This window comes from Streptomyces sp. NBC_01465 (assembly GCF_036227325.1).
GTDB lineage: Bacteria > Actinomycetota > Actinomycetes > Streptomycetales > Streptomycetaceae > Streptomyces.
In genome coordinates, this window is record NZ_CP109467.1 from 294343 (window position 1) to 313142 (window position 18800).

General features: G+C 70.1%; 15 protein-coding genes. 4 read left to right on the forward strand and 11 right to left on the reverse strand.

The window, feature by feature from the left end:
* Positions 1-4 precede the first annotated feature (4 nt).
* The 4 genes from OG707_RS01185 to OG707_RS01200 all read right to left on the reverse strand — a co-directional run bounded on the left by OG707_RS01185 (position 5) and on the right by OG707_RS01200 (position 6621).
* Positions 5-1045 (reverse strand): LacI family DNA-binding transcriptional regulator, encoded by a 1041-nt coding sequence (locus tag OG707_RS01185; protein WP_329113332.1) that lies wholly within the window; start codon positions 1043-1045, stop codon positions 5-7.
* Entirely contained in the window at positions 1042-3477 is a 2436-nt protein-coding gene (locus OG707_RS01190) for a glycoside hydrolase family 3 C-terminal domain-containing protein (RefSeq protein WP_329113334.1), read from the reverse strand. Before OG707_RS01190 ends, OG707_RS01185 begins: the two co-directional genes overlap by 4 nt.
* Positions 3478-3668: 191 nt before the next feature.
* Positions 3669-5417 carry a discoidin domain-containing protein gene (locus OG707_RS01195; protein ID WP_329113336.1) on the reverse strand — a complete coding sequence of 583 codons (1749 nt, stop codon included), beginning with the start codon at positions 5415-5417 and terminating at the stop codon, positions 3669-3671.
* A 106-nt stretch (positions 5418-5523) separates the two neighbouring features.
* Positions 5524-6621, reverse strand: a complete 1098-nt coding sequence (locus tag OG707_RS01200) for a DUF1996 domain-containing protein (protein ID WP_329113338.1) — start codon at positions 6619-6621, stop codon at positions 5524-5526.
* A 352-nt stretch (positions 6622-6973) separates the two neighbouring features.
* On the opposite strand from OG707_RS01200, the gene OG707_RS01205 reads away from it, so the two are divergent.
* Positions 6974-8770: a coagulation factor 5/8 type domain-containing protein gene (locus OG707_RS01205; RefSeq protein ID WP_329113340.1), complete on the forward strand. Its 1797-nt coding sequence runs from the start codon at positions 6974-6976 to the stop codon at positions 8768-8770.
* A gap of 4 nt (positions 8771-8774) precedes the next feature.
* Here OG707_RS01205 and OG707_RS01210 read toward each other — a convergent pair whose 3' ends face one another.
* From OG707_RS01210 to OG707_RS01220, 3 genes are all read right to left on the reverse strand, one after another.
* A complete protein-coding gene (locus OG707_RS01210) occupies positions 8775-9284 on the reverse strand; it encodes an SRPBCC family protein (RefSeq protein WP_329113342.1) in 510 nt (169 codons plus the stop codon).
* A 72-nt stretch (positions 9285-9356) separates the two neighbouring features.
* Positions 9357-10943, reverse strand: coding sequence for a molybdopterin-dependent oxidoreductase (locus tag OG707_RS01215; protein ID WP_329113344.1), 1587 nt, complete (start codon positions 10941-10943; stop codon positions 9357-9359).
* Between the two features lie 48 nt (positions 10944-10991).
* On the reverse strand, positions 10992-11468 hold the full coding sequence (locus tag OG707_RS01220; RefSeq protein WP_329113346.1) for a peroxiredoxin: 477 nt from the start codon (positions 11466-11468) through the stop codon (positions 10992-10994).
* A gap of 150 nt (positions 11469-11618) precedes the next feature.
* Between OG707_RS01220 and OG707_RS01225 the strand changes: the two genes are divergently transcribed.
* Positions 11619-12266 (forward strand): fasciclin domain-containing protein, encoded by a 648-nt coding sequence (locus OG707_RS01225; RefSeq protein ID WP_329113349.1) that lies wholly within the window; start codon positions 11619-11621, stop codon positions 12264-12266.
* Positions 12267-12268: 2 nt separating this feature from the next.
* Here the strand turns inward: OG707_RS01225 and OG707_RS01230 are convergent, their stop codons facing one another.
* From OG707_RS01230 to OG707_RS01240, 3 genes are read right to left on the reverse strand one after another with little or no spacing between them, the layout of a single operon-like run.
* Positions 12269-13291, reverse strand: coding sequence for a TolB family protein (locus OG707_RS01230; protein WP_329127569.1), 1023 nt, complete (start codon positions 13289-13291; stop codon positions 12269-12271).
* Entirely contained in the window at positions 13288-14559 is a 1272-nt protein-coding gene (locus OG707_RS01235) for an MFS transporter (protein ID WP_329113351.1), read from the reverse strand. The genes OG707_RS01230 and OG707_RS01235 overlap by 4 nt, the downstream gene beginning before the upstream one ends.
* A gap of 1 nt (position 14560) precedes the next feature.
* On the reverse strand, positions 14561-15460 hold the full coding sequence (locus OG707_RS01240) for an alkaline phosphatase family protein (RefSeq protein WP_329113353.1): 900 nt from the start codon (positions 15458-15460) through the stop codon (positions 14561-14563).
* A 178-nt stretch (positions 15461-15638) separates the two neighbouring features.
* On the opposite strand from OG707_RS01240, the gene OG707_RS01245 reads away from it, so the two are divergent.
* Both OG707_RS01245 and OG707_RS01250 read left to right on the forward strand, forming a co-directional pair.
* Positions 15639-16733, forward strand: a complete 1095-nt coding sequence (locus OG707_RS01245) for a phosphatidylinositol-specific phospholipase C domain-containing protein (protein WP_329113354.1) — start codon at positions 15639-15641, stop codon at positions 16731-16733.
* 66 nt (positions 16734-16799) lie between these two features.
* Positions 16800-17357, forward strand: coding sequence for a DUF421 domain-containing protein (locus tag OG707_RS01250; RefSeq protein WP_329113355.1), 558 nt, complete (start codon positions 16800-16802; stop codon positions 17355-17357).
* A gap of 9 nt (positions 17358-17366) precedes the next feature.
* Here the strand turns inward: OG707_RS01250 and OG707_RS01255 are convergent, their stop codons facing one another.
* The gene (locus OG707_RS01255; protein WP_329113356.1) at positions 17367-18629 is read right to left on the reverse strand and encodes a cytochrome P450; all 1263 of its coding nucleotides are present in this window, start codon (positions 18627-18629) and stop codon (positions 17367-17369) included.
* Positions 18630-18800 lie beyond the last annotated feature (171 nt).

Here is an 18800-nt window from a genome sequence, read left to right on the forward strand (position 1 = left end):
CCCGCTACGCCGATTCCCGTACCACCAGCTCCGGTTCGAAGATCACCGAGGTGGGTTCGGTACGGACTCCCTCGACGCACTCCTGGAGCAGCTGCGCCATCGTCGCGGCCATCTCCTCCACCGGCTGACGGACCGTGGTCAGCCGGGGCGTGCAGGTGACCGCGACGCTGGAGTCGTCGAAGCCGACGACGGCGACGTCCTCCGGCACACGTCTGCCCTGTTCCCTGAGGACCTGGCAGACCCCCTGGGCCATGAGGTCGTTGGCCGCGAACACCCCGTCGATGTCCGGGTGTTCACCGAGCAGCCGGGCCATCGCCCGCGCCCCGCTGTCGAGCGTGAAGCCGCCTTCGGCGATCGGTACGTACGGGATGCCGCCGCGCTCCATCCCGTCGCGGAACCCGGCCAGCCGCTCCTGGCCCGCGGGGAGGTCCAGCGGTCCCGACACCGTGGCGACGCGGCGCCGGCCTCGCTGCAGCAGGTAGTCGGCGGCGATCCGGCCGCCGTTGCGGTGCGCCAGGTCGACGTAGCTGACCGGCGCGGGCAGGGCGGGCCGGGCGAAGCACACCGTGGGCAGCCGCTCGGCGGCGAGCAGTGCGGGCAACGGGTCCTCGGCGTGGGTGGAGACCACGAGCGCGCCGTCGGCGCTGCCCTGGCGCAGGTAGTTCACGACCTGCTTCCGTGCGCTCTCCGTCTCGGCGAACATCAGCACCGGGTGCATCGAGCGCGGTCGCAGATAGCCGACCACGCCGCTCACGACCCTCCCGAAGAACGGGTCGGCGAACACCCGGGCGGCGAAGGCGTTCTGGCCGCCGCCCCCCTCGTCGCCCGCGCCGGACACGACGAGGGCTATGGTCTCCGCCCGCCGGGTCACCAGGGCCCTGGCCGCCCGGTTGGGGGCGTAACCGGTCCGCTCGATCGCCTGGCGCACCTGGTCCTGGATGACCGGGTCCACATTCCGTACGCCGTTGATGACCCTGGACACCGTGGCACGCGAGACGCCCGCCTCCCGCGCCACGTCCTCCAGGGTCGGCAGCTGTCTGTTCATTCCCGCACCTTAACTTCGATGTCGACGACGGCTGCGAGGGGCAGGTCGCCCGCGGATCTGCCCGCCGCGACCTGGTACGGGCCCGTCTCCGTGACCCAGCCGTGCTCCTCCGGCGACCAGTGCCGCACTGCCCGTCCGGGAACGGACACCACTGCGGTCACCGTCTCGCCCGGGGCGCACTCCACCGAGGTGTATCCGGCCAGCCAGCGCACGGGGCGCTCCACCTGCGAGGCGGGCCTGGCCAGATAGACCTGCACCACTTCCTTTCCGGTCCGGCGCCCGGTGTTGCGCAGTCGGACACGGACCTGGAACGGCTCTCCGGCCGGGGCCGTGCGGGGGACGTCGATCGCCTCGTACTCCCAGATCGTGTAGGCGAGGCCGTGGCCGAACCAGTAGGCGGGCTGCCGTCCGGAGCGCAGCCAGGCGCGGTGGCCGATGTGCAGGCCTTCCTCGTACGCGAGGACTCCGTTCTCGGGGTGCGTACGGCTCACGGGTACGTCGTCGAGGCGTGCTCCCCACGTGGTCGGGAGCCGCCCGCCGGGCTCCGTCTGCCCGAACAGCATGTCGGCGAGGCCGGCGCCCGCCTCCTGTCCCGGGAACCAGGTCAGGAGCACGGCGCCCGCCTCGTCGCGCCAGGGGAGTTCCACCGGGCCGCCGGTGTTCACGACGGCCACGGTGCGCGGGTTCGCGGCGGCGACGGCGGCGACGAGGGCGTCCTGGTGGCCGGGGAGGGCGAGGGAGATGCGGTCGTACCCCTCGGACTCGCTGCCCTCGGTGGTGCCGACCACGACGACGACGGCATCCGCGTCCCGGGCGGCGGTCACGGCTTCGGCGAGGGCGGCTGCCGGGTCGGGGGCGGGTGGTGCGGCGGTCACCACGGTGGCGCGCCCGGTGTCCGGGGCCAGTTCGCGGCGGGCCACGACGTGCACCGCGTGCCCGCGGGTCAGGTGCGTCCGTCCGTACTGGCAGGGGGGTGCGACATGGACGACGGCCGGATCGTCGGTCAGGCGGGGGAAGGTGTCGTCGACGAGGGTCCGGCCGTCGACCGCGAGCCACAGCTTCCCGAAGCCGCCGATCCCGAACGTCCACTCGCCGCCGGTGTCGGGCCGCAGCAGCGCACTGATCTCCACGGTGTGCGCGCCGGGGACCAGGGCGGGCTCCAACAGGCGCCCGGACAGGCGGTGTTCGGCGTAGAGTTCGCGACCGCTCTGGTCGAGCATGCGCAGGAGTACGCCGCGGTCGCCGGACCGCGGATCGACGCACCGGTCCACGTCCAGGGGCAGCGGTTCGGTGCCTGCGGAGGGGCCGGGGATGTGGACGACGCGGGCGCGGCCGCGCAGTTTCGCCCGTATGCCCTCCAGAGGGGTGACCACGCGCGTCGGGAAGACGCCGGCGCTGCCCCCGCCCTGGGACCTGGGCTGCGAGGCATGTACGCCGATGACGGCGACGGTCCTCAACTCGTCGGCGTCGAGGGGCAGTACGCCGTTGTTGCGCAGCAGGACGGAGCCCGCGGCGACGGCTTCGCGCAGCAGTCTGCGCGGGCGTGCGGAGCCGGGCGGCGGTGCGGGGCGGGAGTCGCCCAGGGCGCCGACGCGCTCCGCGAGGCGCAGCAGTCTGCGGACCTTGTCGTCGACGGCCTCCACGGGGACTTCGCCGGATTCCACGGCCTCCACGAGGCGCTCGCCCCAGACGCCGTCGGGTCCCGGCATCGCCAGGTCCTGGGCGGCGAGCGCGGTCTCGACGGTGGTGCGCACGGCCCCCCAGTCCGACACCACGAGTCCGTCGAAGCCCCACTCCCCCTTGAGCGGTTCGGCGAGGAGCGGGTTGGCGGTCATCGTGGCGCCGTTGACGCTGTTGTAGCCGGACATCACGGCCCAGACACCGGCCTCGACGGCCGCCTCGAAGGGGGCCAGGTACACCTCGCGCAGGGCGCGTTCGCCGACCCGGACGTCGACCGTCAGCCGGTCGGTCTCGGAGTCGTTGGCGACGTAGTGCTTGGCGGTGGCGGCCACGCCGTGCGCCTGCATCCCGCGGATGAGCGCGGCTCCCGTACGCCCGGCCAGTTCCGGGTCCTCCGCCAGGCACTCGAAGTGGCGGCCGCCGAGCGGCGAGCGGTGGAGGTTGAGGGTGGGTGCGAGGACGACGTGCACGCCTTTGCGCCGGGCCTCCTGGGCGAGCAGCCCGCCGAGCCGCTCGAGCATCGTCTCGTCCCACATCGCGCCGAGTGCGGACGCCGAGGGCAGCAGGGCCGAGGTCCTGCGCTCGTCCCAGGCCTGTCCCCGTACACCTGCGGGACCGTCCGAGGTCACCAACTCCCCCAGACCCACGGCCGGTTCCGGATGGGTGCGCCATGTGGCGGCCCCGGTCAGCAGCCGGACCTTCTGCACCAGGCTCAGCTTCTCGGCCAGGCGTGCGATCTCTTCGTCGGTCATCCTCGCTCCCTCCCCTGTCGCGCTTCCGGAGAGCGCTCTCCACAGGATCGGGAACAGCAGTGATCCGTGTCAATGCGCTCACGGAATCCCGCAGATCATCGTCGGCGGCCGGCGGCCGGCGTCCGCCCGCGCGCGAGCAGCCGAGGCTGCCCAGGGACGCCGGGTCCCTGGGCAGCCTCGGGGGAAGCGGATCAGCTGTAGATACCGAACTCGTAGAGGGAGTAGCCGTATCCGGTGCCGCGCGCCGTGCCGTTGACCCGGACGTAGCGGCCCGTGCCGCTGACGTCGAAGTCGTCGACACCTCCGTTGCCGTTGGCCTCCTCGTGGACGGTCTTCCAGTTCTGGCCGTCGTCGGAGGTCTGGATCGTGTACGCCTTCGCGTACGACGTCTCCCAGTTGAGCTGCACGTGCTTGAAGGACTGGCTCGTGCCGAGGTCGACCTGGAGCCACTGCGGGTCGCTCCAGTCACTGGCCCAGCGCGTCTCGTTCTTTCCGTCGACGGCGTTGGCCGCGGGGCACGGGCAGTCGCCGCTGCCGGGCTGGTACGTGGAGGACGTCGCCGTCTTGCCCACCGCGATGTTGGTCCCGTCCACCGGCGGCGGCACGACCCGTACGGACCGCGTCTCCACGCCCACGTTGCCCTTGCCGTCGGTGGCCTTGACGTAGACCTTCCACACCCCGGGCTTGTCGGGTGCGGTGACCTTGAGCTTTCCTCCGCCGAGGTCGGTGACCGGCACGGAGGTGAGTGCCTTGTTCTGGTCGATGTAGTTGCTGTTGACCAGGACCTCGTAGGAGATCTGGTCGCCGTCGGGGTCGCTCACCTGCGTGTTGAGGGTGAGGTCGCCGCCGGCGGGGACCTTGGACGCGTCGCCGTCGACGCTCATCGACGCGATGACGGGCGGGGTGTTGTCGTGGCTGGTGTCGGCGCCGTACGCCTTCTTCACGGCGTAGTACGAGAGCCGCTTCTGGCCCGCGGGGAGGAGGTTGAACCAGATGCCGCCGAAGTCGTACTCGGTGCCGTAGTGGAACATCGTGGCGCCGAGCGCGACGCCCTTGTGCCCGGTGATGCAGTTCCAGGCCTTGGTGTAGCCGGCGGCCTTGGCCTGGTCGGTGGGCTCGTCGGGAACGCCGTTCGCGTCGTCGGGGACCTCCCACTCGCCCGCCGGTCCGGTCTCGGTGACGATGTACGGCTTGGTGTAACCGCCCTGCTCCCAGGCCGACTTGACGTCACAGACCGCGTTGTAGGAGTTGACCGCGTACAGGTCGAGGTCGGGGGCGTTCTTCTTGTAGTAGGGCCAGGCGCCGACCCATGCGTCGGTCGAGGTGACCGGGTGGTTCGGGTCGACGGCGTGGATCTTCTTGGTGATGTCGTTGACGAGGGTGGTGTAGGCGTCGCGCTGCTTCTCCAGCTCGTCGCCGCTGTAACAGTTCTGCAGACCGAGCACCGACTCGTTGCCGACGTTCCACATCAGCACGCCCGGGTTGTCCTTGTAGGTGTCCACCCACTTGGGGAACTCGGCGAGCATCTGGTTCTTGTAGTCGGTGTCCGTCAGGTAATTGACGCAGCCGCCGCTGCCCGGACCTCCGCCCGGCTGCAGCCAGAAGCCGGCGATCACCTTCACACCATGGCTCGCGGCCGAGTCGAAGAGCGGCTTGCTGGTGGCGTCGGTGCCCCAGGTCCGGATCGTGTTGACGCCCATCGACTGCAGATCGGGCATGTACTTCTCGGCGTCGGCGACGGACGGCCCCCAGGTCAGGCCCTTGATCTGGTACGGGGCGCCGTCGACGCTCAGCTCCCAGTTGCCCTGGGATCCCGTCACCTTGACCACGGTGCCCGCGGCGTGCGCGTGCTGGGCGGGCAGGGCGAGCGCGCCCGCCGCGAGCAGTCCCGCGGTGAGGGGCGCCGCGATGCGGCGGCGGGATGCGTGGGGTCTGTACATGCCTGGTCTCCTTGTGGGGGGGAGGGGTGAACAAAGTGGGGGTGGGGAGAGCGCTCCCCGGGCCCGAACAGGCCCGGGGACACGCCCTGTCAGATACCGCTCCCGGTCAGGGGAGTTCGTAGTTCTCGTTGAGCGCGGCTCCGGCCTCGGGGTGGTTCTGGTCGTAGCCACGCGGGTCGCACTGCAGTCCTCCGACGACGCAGTGGTCCACCATCGCCTTCAGCGTGCGGTCGTCCCACGCGTTGAAGAAGTCGTAGTGGAAGGAGTGGCCCGTACCGCTCGCCAGCCTGAGCTGCGACATGTCGCCGTTGACGGGGAAGGCCATCTTGAACTCGATCATCGGCAGGGCCACCGGGTGGTCCGCCGGGCATGCGTTGTTGTTCGTGCCGGGCACCACGATCGGGTACGCCATGTGGCTCTTGTGGTCCGGCGTGTCCAGATACTTTCCGTCCCAGCAACTCGGCGCCTGGAAGCGGATGTTGAGCTGGGTGTCCGGGGTCGTGGGGCAGCTCGCGGGGAATTCGGTGTTGAAGTAGCTGGTGCCGCACTCCCATCCCTCGACGAATCCGGGGTGGTGACGGAACTCGTCCGCGGTCTGCATCGGACTGCCGACGACGAACCGCAGCCCCTTGGGGAAGGGCCTGACGCTCGTGTAGTCGGTGACGCCCGCCTTGTAGTAGATGGTCTGCTCGCCCACGGGGAGCACCGGCGTGTTGCCGTTGAGCAGGGTGGGCATCCAGTACCCCGACTTGTCGCCGGGTGCCAGACACGTGGTGGGGCCCGAGTCCAGGGAGGCCGTGGTGCTGTTGGCGTCCGTGGTCGTGTTCCCCATAAACGTGTGGTCGTGGGACTTGCCGGGCTGCCCCGGGTAGACGATCGGGTCGTCCGGCTTGGTGTGCGTCACCGTGCAGTGCGCCTGGAACTCGTGGAAGTAGGCGTGGGGCGGCTCCTTCGTCGAGGGGTCGACGCCGGTGACCGGCGGGTTGGCGGGGATGTAGCCGTCGCCGTCCGGGTCGTCCCCGGAGGCGACCGTGGACGCCGCCATCACATGACCCGCATGCGATACGGCCGCGGGCTGCTCGGCCGAACTCTTCGATCCCTGGGCCGCGTTGGCGTTCATCGCCATGCCGCCCACGCCGAGCGAGGTCAGCAAGAGCGCGCCGGATATCAGGAACCCTGAGACGATCTTCGATCTCCGTGCCATGGAGACCTCCTGCCATGTCAGTACGGAACCTCGAGGGGGGTTGGAGGCGGTCCCAGGAAGCTGCTCCAGCGCCCGGGGACCGCCGTACGGAATGCGCGCTCTCATGCAGCGAGGCGAATGGGAGAGCGCTCTCCCTGGTTCCGGAGTGTTCCGGCGATGACGCGACCGTGTCAAGAGTCGATGAACGTCTCATTACGAGCCGTGCGATGCACGCTGTCGCCAACTCCCGTAAAAATTCAGCGACTCCGGACCCAACTCTTGACGCATCGTTCACACGGATGAAGCATTCGACCCCAGGAGAGCGCTCCCCCACATGCCATCCGTTCAAGTCCTGAACCAGGAGAGAACCTTCATGTCCACTCCCCCCACGGACAGCTCGACCTCCCGCAGGGCGGTGCTCGGCGCGATCGCGGCGACGGCCGCCGCGCCGGCCCTCATATCCCTCGCGGGCCCCGCTTCGGCGGATTCCGCGGAATCCTCCGTACGGGTCGCCGCCGCAGACCTCCCCGGCGGCGGCGACCTCGGCCCGAACGTGATCGTCTTCGACCCCTCCACCGCGGGCATCCAGGCCAGGCTCGACGAGGTCTTCGCCCAGCAGGAGTCCGCGCAGTTCGGCACGGGACGCTATGCGTTCCTGTTCAAGCCGGGCACGTACAACGGGCTCAACGCCCAACTGGGCTTCTACACCTCGATCGCGGGTCTGGGCCTCTCCCCCGACGACACGACGATCAACGGTGATGTGACGGTCGACGCCGGCTGGTTCAACGGCAACGCCACCCAGAACTTCTGGCGCTCCGCGGAGAACCTCGCCCTGAAGCCGGTCAGCGGCACCAACCGGTGGGCGGTCGCGCAGGCTGCCCCGTTCCGCCGTATGCACATCAAGGGCGATCTCAACCTCGCGCCCAACGGCTACGGCTGGGCCAGCGGCGGCTACATCGCCGACTCCCGGATCGACGGGCAGGTCGGGCCGTACTCCCAGCAGCAGTGGTACACCCGCGACAGCACGGTGGGCGGCTGGATCAACGCCGTCTGGAACATGGTGTTCTCGGGCGTCGAAGGCGCACCCGCCCAGAGCTTCCCCAACCCGCCGTACACCACGCTCGACACCACACCCGTCTCACGTGAGAAGCCGTTCCTCTACCTCGACGGCGCCGACTACAAGGTGTTCCTGCCCGAGCAGCGGACCAACGCACGCGGCACGACCTGGGGCGCGGGCACCCCGCGCGGCACCTCGCTGCCGCTGAGCCAGTTCTACGTGGCCAAGCCCGGCGACAGCGCCGCGACCCTCAACGCCGCACTGTCCCAGGGCCTCAACCTCCTTCTGACGCCCGGCATTTACCACCTCGACGCACCCGTCCAGGTCGACCGCGCGGGCACCGTGGTCCTCGGGCTCGGCTACGCCACGCTGATCCCCGACAACGGTGTCACCGCGGTGAAGGTGGCGGACGTCAACGGGGTCAGGCTCGCCGGATTCCTCATCGACGCGGGCCCCGTCAACTCCCCGACCCTGCTGGAGATCGGCCCCCAGGGCGCCGCCGCCGACCACTCGGCCGACCCGATCACCGTGCAGGACGTCTTCGTCAGGATCGGCGGTGCGGGCGCAGGGAAAGCGACCACCAGCATCGTCGTCAACAGCCGCCACACGATCATCGACCACACCTGGATCTGGCGTGCGGACCACGGCGCGGGCGTCGGCTGGGAGACCAACCGGGCGGACTACGGACTCGTCGTCAACGGCGACGACGTCCTGGCCACCGGTCTGTTCGTCGAGCACTTCAACAAGTACGACGTCCACTGGCTGGGCCAGCGCGGGCGCACGGTCTTCTTCCAGAACGAGAAGGCGTACGACGCCCCCAACCAGGCCGCGGTCCAGGACGGAAGCGTGAAGGGATTCGCCGCGTACAAGGTCGCCGACTCGGTGACCGCCCATGAGGGTTGGGGTCTGGGAAGCTACTGCAACTTCACCGCCGACTCGACGATCCGTCAGGACCACGGGTTCGCGGCGCCGAACACCCCGGGCGTGAAGTTCCACGGCCTGCTGGTCGTCTCGCTCGGCGGCATGGGCCAGTACGAGCACGTCATCAATGACATCGGCTCCGCCACGTCGGGCACGTCGACCGTGCCGTCCACGGTGGTCTCCTACCCCTGAGCCGTCACGGACGCGGCGCGGCGTCGAGCTCCCGCTTGATGCCGCGCAGCGTCCGGTCGATGTTGCCGACCTGGAACGCGGCGAAGGTCCGGCCCCCGGTGGCGATCCGGTCGAACGTGTTGGCCACCACCGTGGGCCAGGAGCGGCGGTCGTCGGTCCAGGTCTCCGTCACCCGCGTCGCTCCCCCGGCCTCCTCGAAGCGGTACTCCCAGGTGGCGATGGGGGCCTTGAGGCGCGGGTGCTTCAGCCCGATCGCATGGACCCGGAAGGCGAAGACCTTGCCCGGCTCGGCCTCGGTCACGGTGCAGCGGGTGGTCCAGCGGAACACACCGCGTTTGTTGTGGCCTTCGAAGACCAGGCCCACCTGGGCCGGGGCATCGGGTCCGGGGAGGGTCGCCCCGAGATTCTCCGGGCTCCAGCGCCCCATCTGCGCGGGCCGGCTGATCTGCTCGTACACCGCCGAGGGTGATGCCTCGACCAGGATGCTGCGCGAGACAGTGAACGTGCGGGCCATGAAGAACTCCGATCCTCGGCCCCTGACCTTACTTGCCAGTAAGTAACTTGTCATGGGCACTGGGTCGCCGGATCAGCCGACCGTGACGAACACCGAGTGCCGGCCGCTGGCGCCGTCGGGGATGGTCCGGGTCCGCTTCTCCGTCTGCGTCTCGCCCGTGCGGTCGGTGGCCCGGACGGTGAGCGTGTGTCCGCCGGGGGTGGCCCGCCACGGGAAGGACCACTGGCGCCAGGTGTCGCGCGTGTCCTCGGCGGCCAGATCCGCCTGCTCCCACGGCCCGTCGTCCACCTGGATCTCGACCTTGTCGATGCCGCGGTGCTGGGCCCAGGCGACACCGGCGACCATCACGGTTCCTTCCTTCGGCCGCGCGAAGGGCCTGGGGGTGTCGATACGGGACTCGGTCTTGATCGGCGCCCGGCGGGCCCAGTCGCGCCGCACCCAGTACGGGTCGTAGGCGTCGAAGGTGGTCAGTTCGATGTCCTTGATCCACTTGCAGGCGGACACGTACCCGTAGAGCCCGGGGACCAACATCCTTACGGGGAAGCCGTGTTCGAACGGCAAGGGCCGTCCGTTCATCCCGAGCGCGAGCATCGCGTCACGGCCGTCCATCACGTCCTCGACCGGGCTGCCGATCGTCATCCCGTCCACGGAGCGTGCCACCAGCTGGTCGGCGGGGCCGCCCTTGGACGGCGGTCGCACACCGCAACCGGACAGCAGATCGGCCAGCCGTACGCCGATCCAGCGCGCGTTGCCCACATACGGGCCGCCGACCTCGTTGGAGACGCAGGTCAGGGTGATGTCGCGTTCGATCAGCGGCATGGCGAGCAGATCGGCGAAGGTCACCTTCAACTCACGGGTGACACCCTTGCCGTGGATGCGCAGGCTCCAGGCAGTGGCGTCCACCTTCGGGACCACGAGGGCGGTGTCGACCCGGTAGAAGTCGCCGTTGGGCGTGATGAACGGGCTGATGTCCTTGATCCGCAGCTCCGCTCCCCTGGGCACCGGAGCGGCGGCCGAGACGGGAGCGGGAAGGACGACGCGGCTGCGGGAGGCGACGGCGCTCCGGCCCTTGGAGCTGTTCAGCGAGCGCCCCAGAACTCCGGCCCCGGTCGAGGCGACGGCGGCGGCCGTGGCGGCGATGACGAATCCCCGGCGGTCCCAGTCGGGTGCGGCGCCCTCCGGGTGTTCTCGGGGGCGCAGACGTCCGGCCAGCCAGTAGAGCAGGCCCGCTCCCACCACGGCCCCGGCCATCGAGGGCAGTCCGTCCGCGGCGCTCGTGGAGTCGGGACGGCTGGTGGCCGCGAGTGCGCCGACGACGCCGAAGAGCAGTACTCCGGCCGATCCGATGCGCTGGTAGCGGGCCGCCAGCACACCGAGGACCAGCGCAAGAAGGGTGAGTACGGCGAGGATGCCCAACTGGAGGACGAGTTTGTCGTTCGTCCCGAAGTGCCGGATCGCCCAGTCCTTGACCGCCGGAGGGGTCCGGTCGATGGCGGCACCGCCCACCGCCACGACCGGCCCCGACTCGGGACGCACGGCGGCGGAGACCAGTTCGGCCACCGCCAGCGCCGCGTATCCCGCCAGCAGCCCGCTCAGTGCGCCCAGTCCGCCAAGCCGCAGTCTGCTCCAGGTCCGCGATGACTTCCGTTCGTTGCTCACACGGGCTATCCGTGTCAGCGGCCCGCGCGGATTGGTCGGCTCACCCGTTCAGAGCGCCGCGAGTCGCTCCGTCAGCTTGTCGAGCGACTGGTACGTGGCTCCGAGGAGGGCGACGTGCTTCCAGTTGAGCGTGCCGTCCCCGTCGATCAGGAACACCGACCGCCGCAGTCCGAGACCGGGTACGGCGATGCCGAACATCCGGGCCACGGCGCGGTCCGTGTCCGCGAGCAGCGGCATCCGCAGCCCGTGGGTCCGCGCGAACGCCTCGTGGCTGTCGACGTCCTGGGGGCTGATCCCCCACACGTCGGCGCCCAGCTTCTCAAAGGCCTCGAACCCACTGGAGTAGGAGCACAACTGCTTGGTGCAGACAGGGGTGTTGTCGCCGGGGTAGAAGGCCAGGACCAGCGGGCGGCCCCGCTGGGCGGAGAGTGCGTACTCGCTCCGTACGAACTCTCCGTCCGTGAGCCGGCCGCCGGGGAGGGTGAAATCGGGCACGGGTCGTCCGAGCGCGGTGGACGGCGTCATGGGAGGGCTCCAGTTCGTTCGGGGTGGCGCAATCGGCCCGAGCGATCGTACGGGCCGGGCAGGGGCACCGACCCGATCGGGTGACGGACCAAACCGTCCGGGGCGCGGCTCCGAATGCCTCCCAAAGTCCACTCCCGCAAGGAGAGAACCATGAGCACCACCATTCGTGTCCGCCGCGCCGCCGTCGCCCTGACCGCAGCCGCGGTCCTGCCTCTCGCTCTGGCCGCCTGTTCCAGCGACAGCAAGGACAGCGCTTCGAGCAGCGAGACCGCGAAGTCGGACACGCCGGCGGCGACCGCCTCGGGCGACGCGGCCTCCATGGACAAGCCGTTCGGCACGGCGTGCGCGTCGGTACCGAAGGACGGTGCGGGCAGCTTCGACGGCATGGCGAAGGACCCGGTCGCGACCGCCGCTTCGAACAACCCGGCCCTGTCCACCCTGGTCACCGCGGTGAAGAAGGCGGGTCTGGTCGACACCCTCAACAGCGCGCAGAACATCACGGTGTTCGCGCCGACCAACGACGCCTTCGCGAAGATCCCGAAGGCCGACCTCGACAAGGTCCTGGCCGACAAGGACCAGCTCACCAAGATCCTCACGTACCACGTCGTGGGCCAGAAGCTCGCACCGCAGCAGCTGGAGAACGGTTCGTTCGACACCCTGGAGAAGAGCAAGCTCACGACGTCGGGTTCGGGGACCTCGTACAAGGTCAACGACACGTCCAATGTCGTCTGCGGCAACGTCCCGACCGCCAATGCCACTGTCTACATCGTCGACACCGTTCTGATGCCCAAGAGCTGACGTCAGAGGTACGCGGGCGAGAGCGCGGCCCCCAGCAACCGGTGGGGGCCGCCGGAGCCGTCGGCCGGTACGGAGTACAGGTCCGCGCCGTAGTCGCCGGGCAGTGAGTAGACGACCGTGTGGTTGTCGGGCCAGACGACCTGGTCGTCGACGCTGCGGGTCTCGCCGAGCGGCTTCTCGCGCAGGGTCCGCAGGTCGAGGACGTACAGCCGCCAGGGGGCGTCGGCGGACAGCCCGGGGACGCGCTTCTTGAAGACGATCCGGGTGCCGTCGGGCGACAGGGACGGGCATTCGACGTTGGTGCGCAGGGTGGTGAGGGTGCGCGTGGTCAGGTCGCCCCGGACGAGGTAGGTCTTTCCGCCGGTCGCCATCGTGGCGTAGAAGTGCCGGTCGTCGGCGAAGGTGACGCCCCAGTAGTTGAGGTCGGCGGCGCGCAGGCGGTGCCCGTCCCGTACGGCCCGGAAGTCCTCCAGGGAGGCGTCGAACCGGCCGGTGCGGGTGTCGAGCACGGCGGTGCGGGTGGAGAAGTTGGTGCCCGCGTAGCTGTCGCCGCCGACGAACACGGTCCATGCCACGAGGCGGCCGCTGGGTGAGACGCGGGCACGGGTCGGGATGCCGGGCAGCGCGTAGTGGGCGCGTTCGTGGAGCGACGCGTCCAGGAGTACGGCGCGGTAGCTGTCCTGGACCGCGCCGTGTTCGGCCTGGAGGCAGATTCCGGTGCCTGCGGCGGCGTAGAAGCGCAGGCACTTCACCCCTGAGGCGGTACGTGTCCCGGCCGGGGCCGTGGCCGGGACGCCGGCGAGTTCGTCCCGGTGCGGCCCCCATGCCATGTTCCGGAAGACGATGCGCCGCCCGGTCGCGGCCGGGACGAGCGCCACGGGTCCGGCGACCACCCGGGGGCCTCCGGGCTGCGCCCGGTCCTTGCGCGCCGCCCGGTCGCTCGCGTGGAGCAGGGTGGTGGCCGCGACGGCCGACAGGACGAGGACCGCGGCGAGCAGGACGAGGAACTTGTTGCGCAGGGTCAGCGCGGGCATGCTGCGGCCTTTCCTGTGGTCGTCATTCCCAGCGCGGCGGAGAGCGCCGCGCACACGGCGAGGAGTCCGGCGGCGGCGAGCAGCGCCGACCGGTCGCCCCAGGCGCTCCACGCGGCACCGAAGGCGAAGGAGCAGGCGAAGCGGGCGAAGGCCTGGCCGGTCTGGATCAACGCCATGCCGCTGGAGCGGAGTTCGGCGGGTACGGCTTCGGCGGCGGCCGCCATCAGGACGCCGTCGGTGGCCGCGTAGAAGCAGCCGTGCAGGGCGAGGACCGCGTACGGCAGGGCGGCGGAGTGCCAGGAGGAGAGAAGCACTCCGTACGCGGCGAGCAGCACCAGGTGTCCGCCGACGAAGACGCGCCCGCGGCCCACCCGGTCGGCGAGCCGCCCGAGCGGCACGGCCAGCAGCAGGAAGGCGGCCGCAGTGCCGAGCGGGAGGAGGGCGAACCAGCGGTCGGGAACGCCGAGCCGGCGCTGGAGGAGCAGATAGACGAAGGAGTCGCTGACCGTGGCCAGGCCCAGGAGCAGGGCACACAGGGCCAGTCGGCGCACGTCCCGGCTGCGCAGGAGACCGACGGCCGCGCGGAGCGAGGCGGGGTTGCTCGCGGTGCGGGGCGCCGGCTTTTCGGGGCGCGAGGAGGGCACGAACAGGACCAGTACGAGAACACCGAGCGCCGCCACGCAGAAGCTCACGGTGAAGACGGCGTCGTACCCGTCGGCGGCGAAGTGCAGGATCAGGAAGGCGGCAAGTGGCCCCAACAGTGCGCCTGTTGTGTCCATGGCCCGGTGGATCCCGAAGGCCCGTCCGCGGGCTTCCGGAGGTGCGGCGAGCGAGATGAGGGCGTCGCGCGGTGCGGTGCGCAGGCCCTTTCCTGTGCGGTCGGCGGCGAGCACCGCGCCGATGAGGGGCAGTGAACCGGCCAGCAGGAGAAGGGGTTTGCACACGGCGGAGAGCCCGTAGCCGAAGACGGCGACGGCCTTGTGCCGTCCGCCGCGGTCGGCGAGGTGCCCGCCGACGAGCCGGACCAGTCCGCTGAATCCGTTGTAGAGGCCGTCGAGCAGCCCGAAGCCGAGGGGGGAGAGTCCGAGTCCGGCCACCAGGTAGAGCGGGAGGACGGCGGTGACCATCTCGGAGGAGATGTCGGTGATGAGGCTGACGGACCCGAGGGCGAGGACGGTGGGCGCCACGGCGGCCCGCCGCCCGGAACCTGTCCGGGAGGCGGACGCCGCCGGTGTGGCGCGGCTGTCGCTTACGTACACGTCAGGAAGCCCAGATGCCCGTGATGTCGGAGGCGGAGGCGGCCTGGCCGGCGTGCGCGGTGCCGTACATGTCCTCGATGGTGCGGAGCACGTTGTAGTGGTTGTACGTGGTGGACGACGAGGAGCCCGGTGTCACCGGCTGCCCGTAGAACACGGTCGCGATCTTGTTGCCCGCGAGCCTGTTGTCCTCGTCGAAGGTGACGACGAGGAGGCTGTTGTGGGTCTTGGCCCAGGTGGCGTACGCACCCAGGTTGTTCTTCAGCCAGGTGTCGCCGGAGGACACCGAGCAGTCGTGCATGTCGCTGCAGAGGTTCGGGACGACGTAGGAGACCTGGGGCAGCGTCGTGTAGTCGGTGGGGAACTGCGCGAAGGTGTGCGCCGACGAGGTCGGGACGTTGGAGAAGCCGAACCACGGGTTGTGCTTCTGGGCGTACTTGCCGCTGCTGCAGGTGGTCGAACCCTGGCTGGGCAGCGTCTCGTTGTAGCTCCCCCAGGTCTTGCCGGCGGCTATGAGCTCGGAGGCGAGGTTGGGCGCCGAGGAGAAGCCGGGGGTGACGCAGCTGTCGTCCGTGATGCCCTGGGTGGAGCCGGAGAACATCGCGTAGTAGTTGGGCTGGCTGGGGTGGGTTTCCGCGTACGAAGCGGAGAGGTTGGCGCCGCCTGTCTTCAGGGAGTTGATGTAGGGGGCGCTGGAGCTGCCGATGACCTGGTTGTAGGCGTGGTTCTCGAAGACCACGACGACGACATGGTCGGGGGTGGGGAGCCCGGCCGCCGCCTGGGCGGACGACGCGGTGCCGAGGCCGGTCCACAGACCGGCGAGGGCGGCCGCGACGGCTGCGGACGCGGCGACTGCGAGACGGGTACGGCGCTGAAGGGAGCGGCGTGGGGACCTGCCGAACACGGCTTACCTCCGGTGAGGGGAACGGGGGCGGTGCACCGCGACGTTAGACACGGTGGTCTTGTGCTGGAAGTGCCACTGGGTGAAGTCTCGGGGAACGTACAGCAGTTGACATGTCTACGTCGGTTCACCCGAATCTGCCAGGGTCCCTGCGCAGAACCCCCCACACCCAGGAGGACCCATGTCGCCTTCTCGCCACAGACTCCGGTTCCGGCTCCCGAGGCTGCGTACGGCGCTCGTCGCCGCAGCGGCCGCGGCGCTCGCCTCGTTCGGTCTCACCGCAGGAGGTGCCCATGCGGCCGGCACCGAGACCCTGCCGCTCTCCGGGGCCACGACGTCGGGCCTGCACAACACCTACGACCCGGCCGCGTTCCCCTATCTGGCCCAGGCGCTGGACACCGGCACGTCGATGATCGAGCTGGACGTGTGGGACGACTTCATCACCAAGGAGTGGAAGGTCAGCCACTCCAACCCCCTGGGCAACAGCAACAACTGCGTCAACGCCTCCACCCCCGAACAGCTCTACACGGGAGGCGCGAACAAGAACCTGGAGAGCTGCCTGGACGACGTGCGCGTCTGGCTCTCCTCCCACCCCGGACACGCACCCCTGATGATCAAGCTCGAGATGAAGGCCGGATTCCAGTCCACCTTCGGCCTCGGCCCGGCGCAGCTCGACAAGACCGTCGCCGACCATCTCGGCAGTACGGTCTTCCGCCCCGCGGACCTGCTGACCCGGCCCGGCGGCGGCCGGTACGCCACGCTCGACGAGGCGGCGGCCGCCGGAAACTGGCCCACCCGGGCGCAGTTGGCCGGAAAGGTGATCCTGGAGGTCATCCCCGGCACGGTCGAGGAGAGCAATCCGACGGACTCGCTGTGGACGGACGTGGAGTACGCGAGGCACCTGCGCGACCTGCAGGCCTCCGGCTCCGTCGACAGCGCCCAGATCTTCCCCGCGGTCCACGGTGCGACCGCCGGCGATCCCCGTACGCGCTACGCGGACACCTCACTGCGCCCGTGGTTCGTGGTCTTCGACGGCGACGCGGCCACGTACCTGGGCGGCACGATCGACACCGGTTGGTACGACACCCGCCACTATCTGCTGGTGATGACCGACGCCCAGAACGTCCCCCCGGCCCTCGACCCCGCCAACCCTTCGGCGGCGGACGCCAAAGCGCGTGTGACCCAGCTGGCGGCCGCCCACGCCACGATCGCCTCGAACGACTGGAAGGCGCTCCCCGAGGTCCAGTCGCTCGCCCTCCCGCGCGGAACGGGCTGAATCCGTCGCACGCGCCTGTTGGGAGGCGCCGCGTGAGTGTGCCGTACTGGGGAGATGTGGCACGACATGCTGAACTCCGGTATTCCGTACGGCGAGAAGGCGATCCGCACCGTCGCCGTCTACGCGCTGATCCTGATCCTGCTCCGCGTGGCGGGGAAGCGGGAGCTGGCCCAGATCAACTCCTTCGACCTGGTCGTCATGCTCCTCCTCTCCAACGTCGTCCAGAACGCCATCATCGGTCCCGACAACTCGGTCACCGGGGCGGCGTTCGGGGCGGCGGTGCTGATCGCGGTCAACGCGCTGATGGTGCGGGTCTCCTCACGGATCCCCTGGGTGGAGCGGCTCTTCGAGGGCACCCCCACGCTGCTGGCGCGGGACGGCCGGTGGATCCCCAGCGCCGTCAAACAGACCGGCCTGCGCCCCGCCGCCCTGTCCGTCGCCGTCCGCCGCCAGGGCGGTGACGGTGTCGCCGAGACGAGCCAGGTGACCCTGGAGCCGGGCGGCAGCCTGGTCGTCGAGCTGAAGCCGCAGGACCAGGCGGCGGACAAGGGCGACGTCGCCGCCCTCGCCGCCGCGATCGACGAGCTGCGGCGCACCCTGGAGCAGCGGCCGCCACTGCGGTGAGCCCGGGGGTCAGCCGTTCCGGCGCAGATGCACGGGCAGCGCTTCGATGCCGTACACGATGGACAGCTTGCGGAAGTTGAGGTCCTGGGGCGGGGCGGCGAGGCGCATCCCGGGAAATCTGCGGAGCAGGGCCGGGTAGGCGGCGCGCAGTTCCATCCGGGCCAGTTCGGCGCCGATGCAGCGGTGGATTCCGTAGCCGAAGGCGAGATGCCCGGTGGTGTCGCGATGCGGGTCGAAGCGGCTGCCGTCCTCGGTGTACGCGGGATCGCGGTTGGCGCCGCTCAGGGAGCAGAGCACCATGTCGCCCTGCGGTATGAGCTGTCCGCCTATCTCGATGTCCTGACGGGCGAAGCGCGGGAAGGCGATCTGGACGGCCGTGAGGTAGCGCAGTACCTCCTCGACGAAGGGTGCGGTCATCGCCTCCTCGGTCCGTACGCGCCCGGCGAGTTCCTCGTCCTGCAGCAGGACGAGCGAGCCCAGCGCGAGCGTGCTGGCGGTCGTCTCGAAGCCGCCGGTGAGGACGCCGTCGGCTAGGCCTGCGAGTTCCTCGTCGTCGACGCTGTCGCCGTGTTCGCGCACGATCATGCCGAGCAGACCGTCGCCCGGGTCCGCGCGCTGCTTCTTGACGACGTCACGGAAGTAGGCGAGCGAGGCCGACATGGCGCCGAAGGGTGCGGTGGATCCGGCGGCGATGTCGAACCGGTCCATGGCGAGCTGCTGGAAGTCGTGGCGGTCCTCGTAGGGGACGCCGAGCAGTTCGCAGATGGTCAGCGACGGGATCGGCAGCGCGAACTCCTGCACCAGGTCGACGGGGCCCTGCCGGGCCTCCATCGCGTCCAGGCGCTCCTCCACGATGGCATCGATCCGGGGGCCCAGGCGTCGCAGCCGGCGCATGGTGAACTCGGGGGTGAGGATGCGGCGCAGCCGGGTGTGTACGGGAGGATCGCTGAACCCGAGCCCGCCGGGCGCCTGTTCCGCATCCGCCCCGGCGTTCACGGCGAGCCGGGCGAAGTCGGTGGAGAAGGCGTCGCCCTCACCGAGGACCGCCTTCGACTCCTCGTAGCCGGTGACGATCCAGGCGTCCATGCCGAACGGCAGCGTCACCTTGGACACGGGCGTACTCGCCTGCGCCTTGATCAGCCGGTCGACGGGGTCCATACCGTCCCGGCGCATCAGCATCAGCAGATCCGCGGGCAGCAGCCGGATGGTCGAGGGCCCCAGCCCTCGCTGCTGGATCCTGGACAGAAAGGCACGCCCGATACGGGCGGTCATACGAGAACGGATCGTCGTCCTCAACGTGCACTCCAAGGGCTGGGCAGAAGGCGCGGACATGGTCAGAGACGGCGAACGGGTGTCCGCCGACGGTACACAGTGCCGTCGGCGCATCTGTCCGCGGCCTCCCCGCCGGTACTCAGGTACGCGTACTCATGCTGCGGCGCCGGC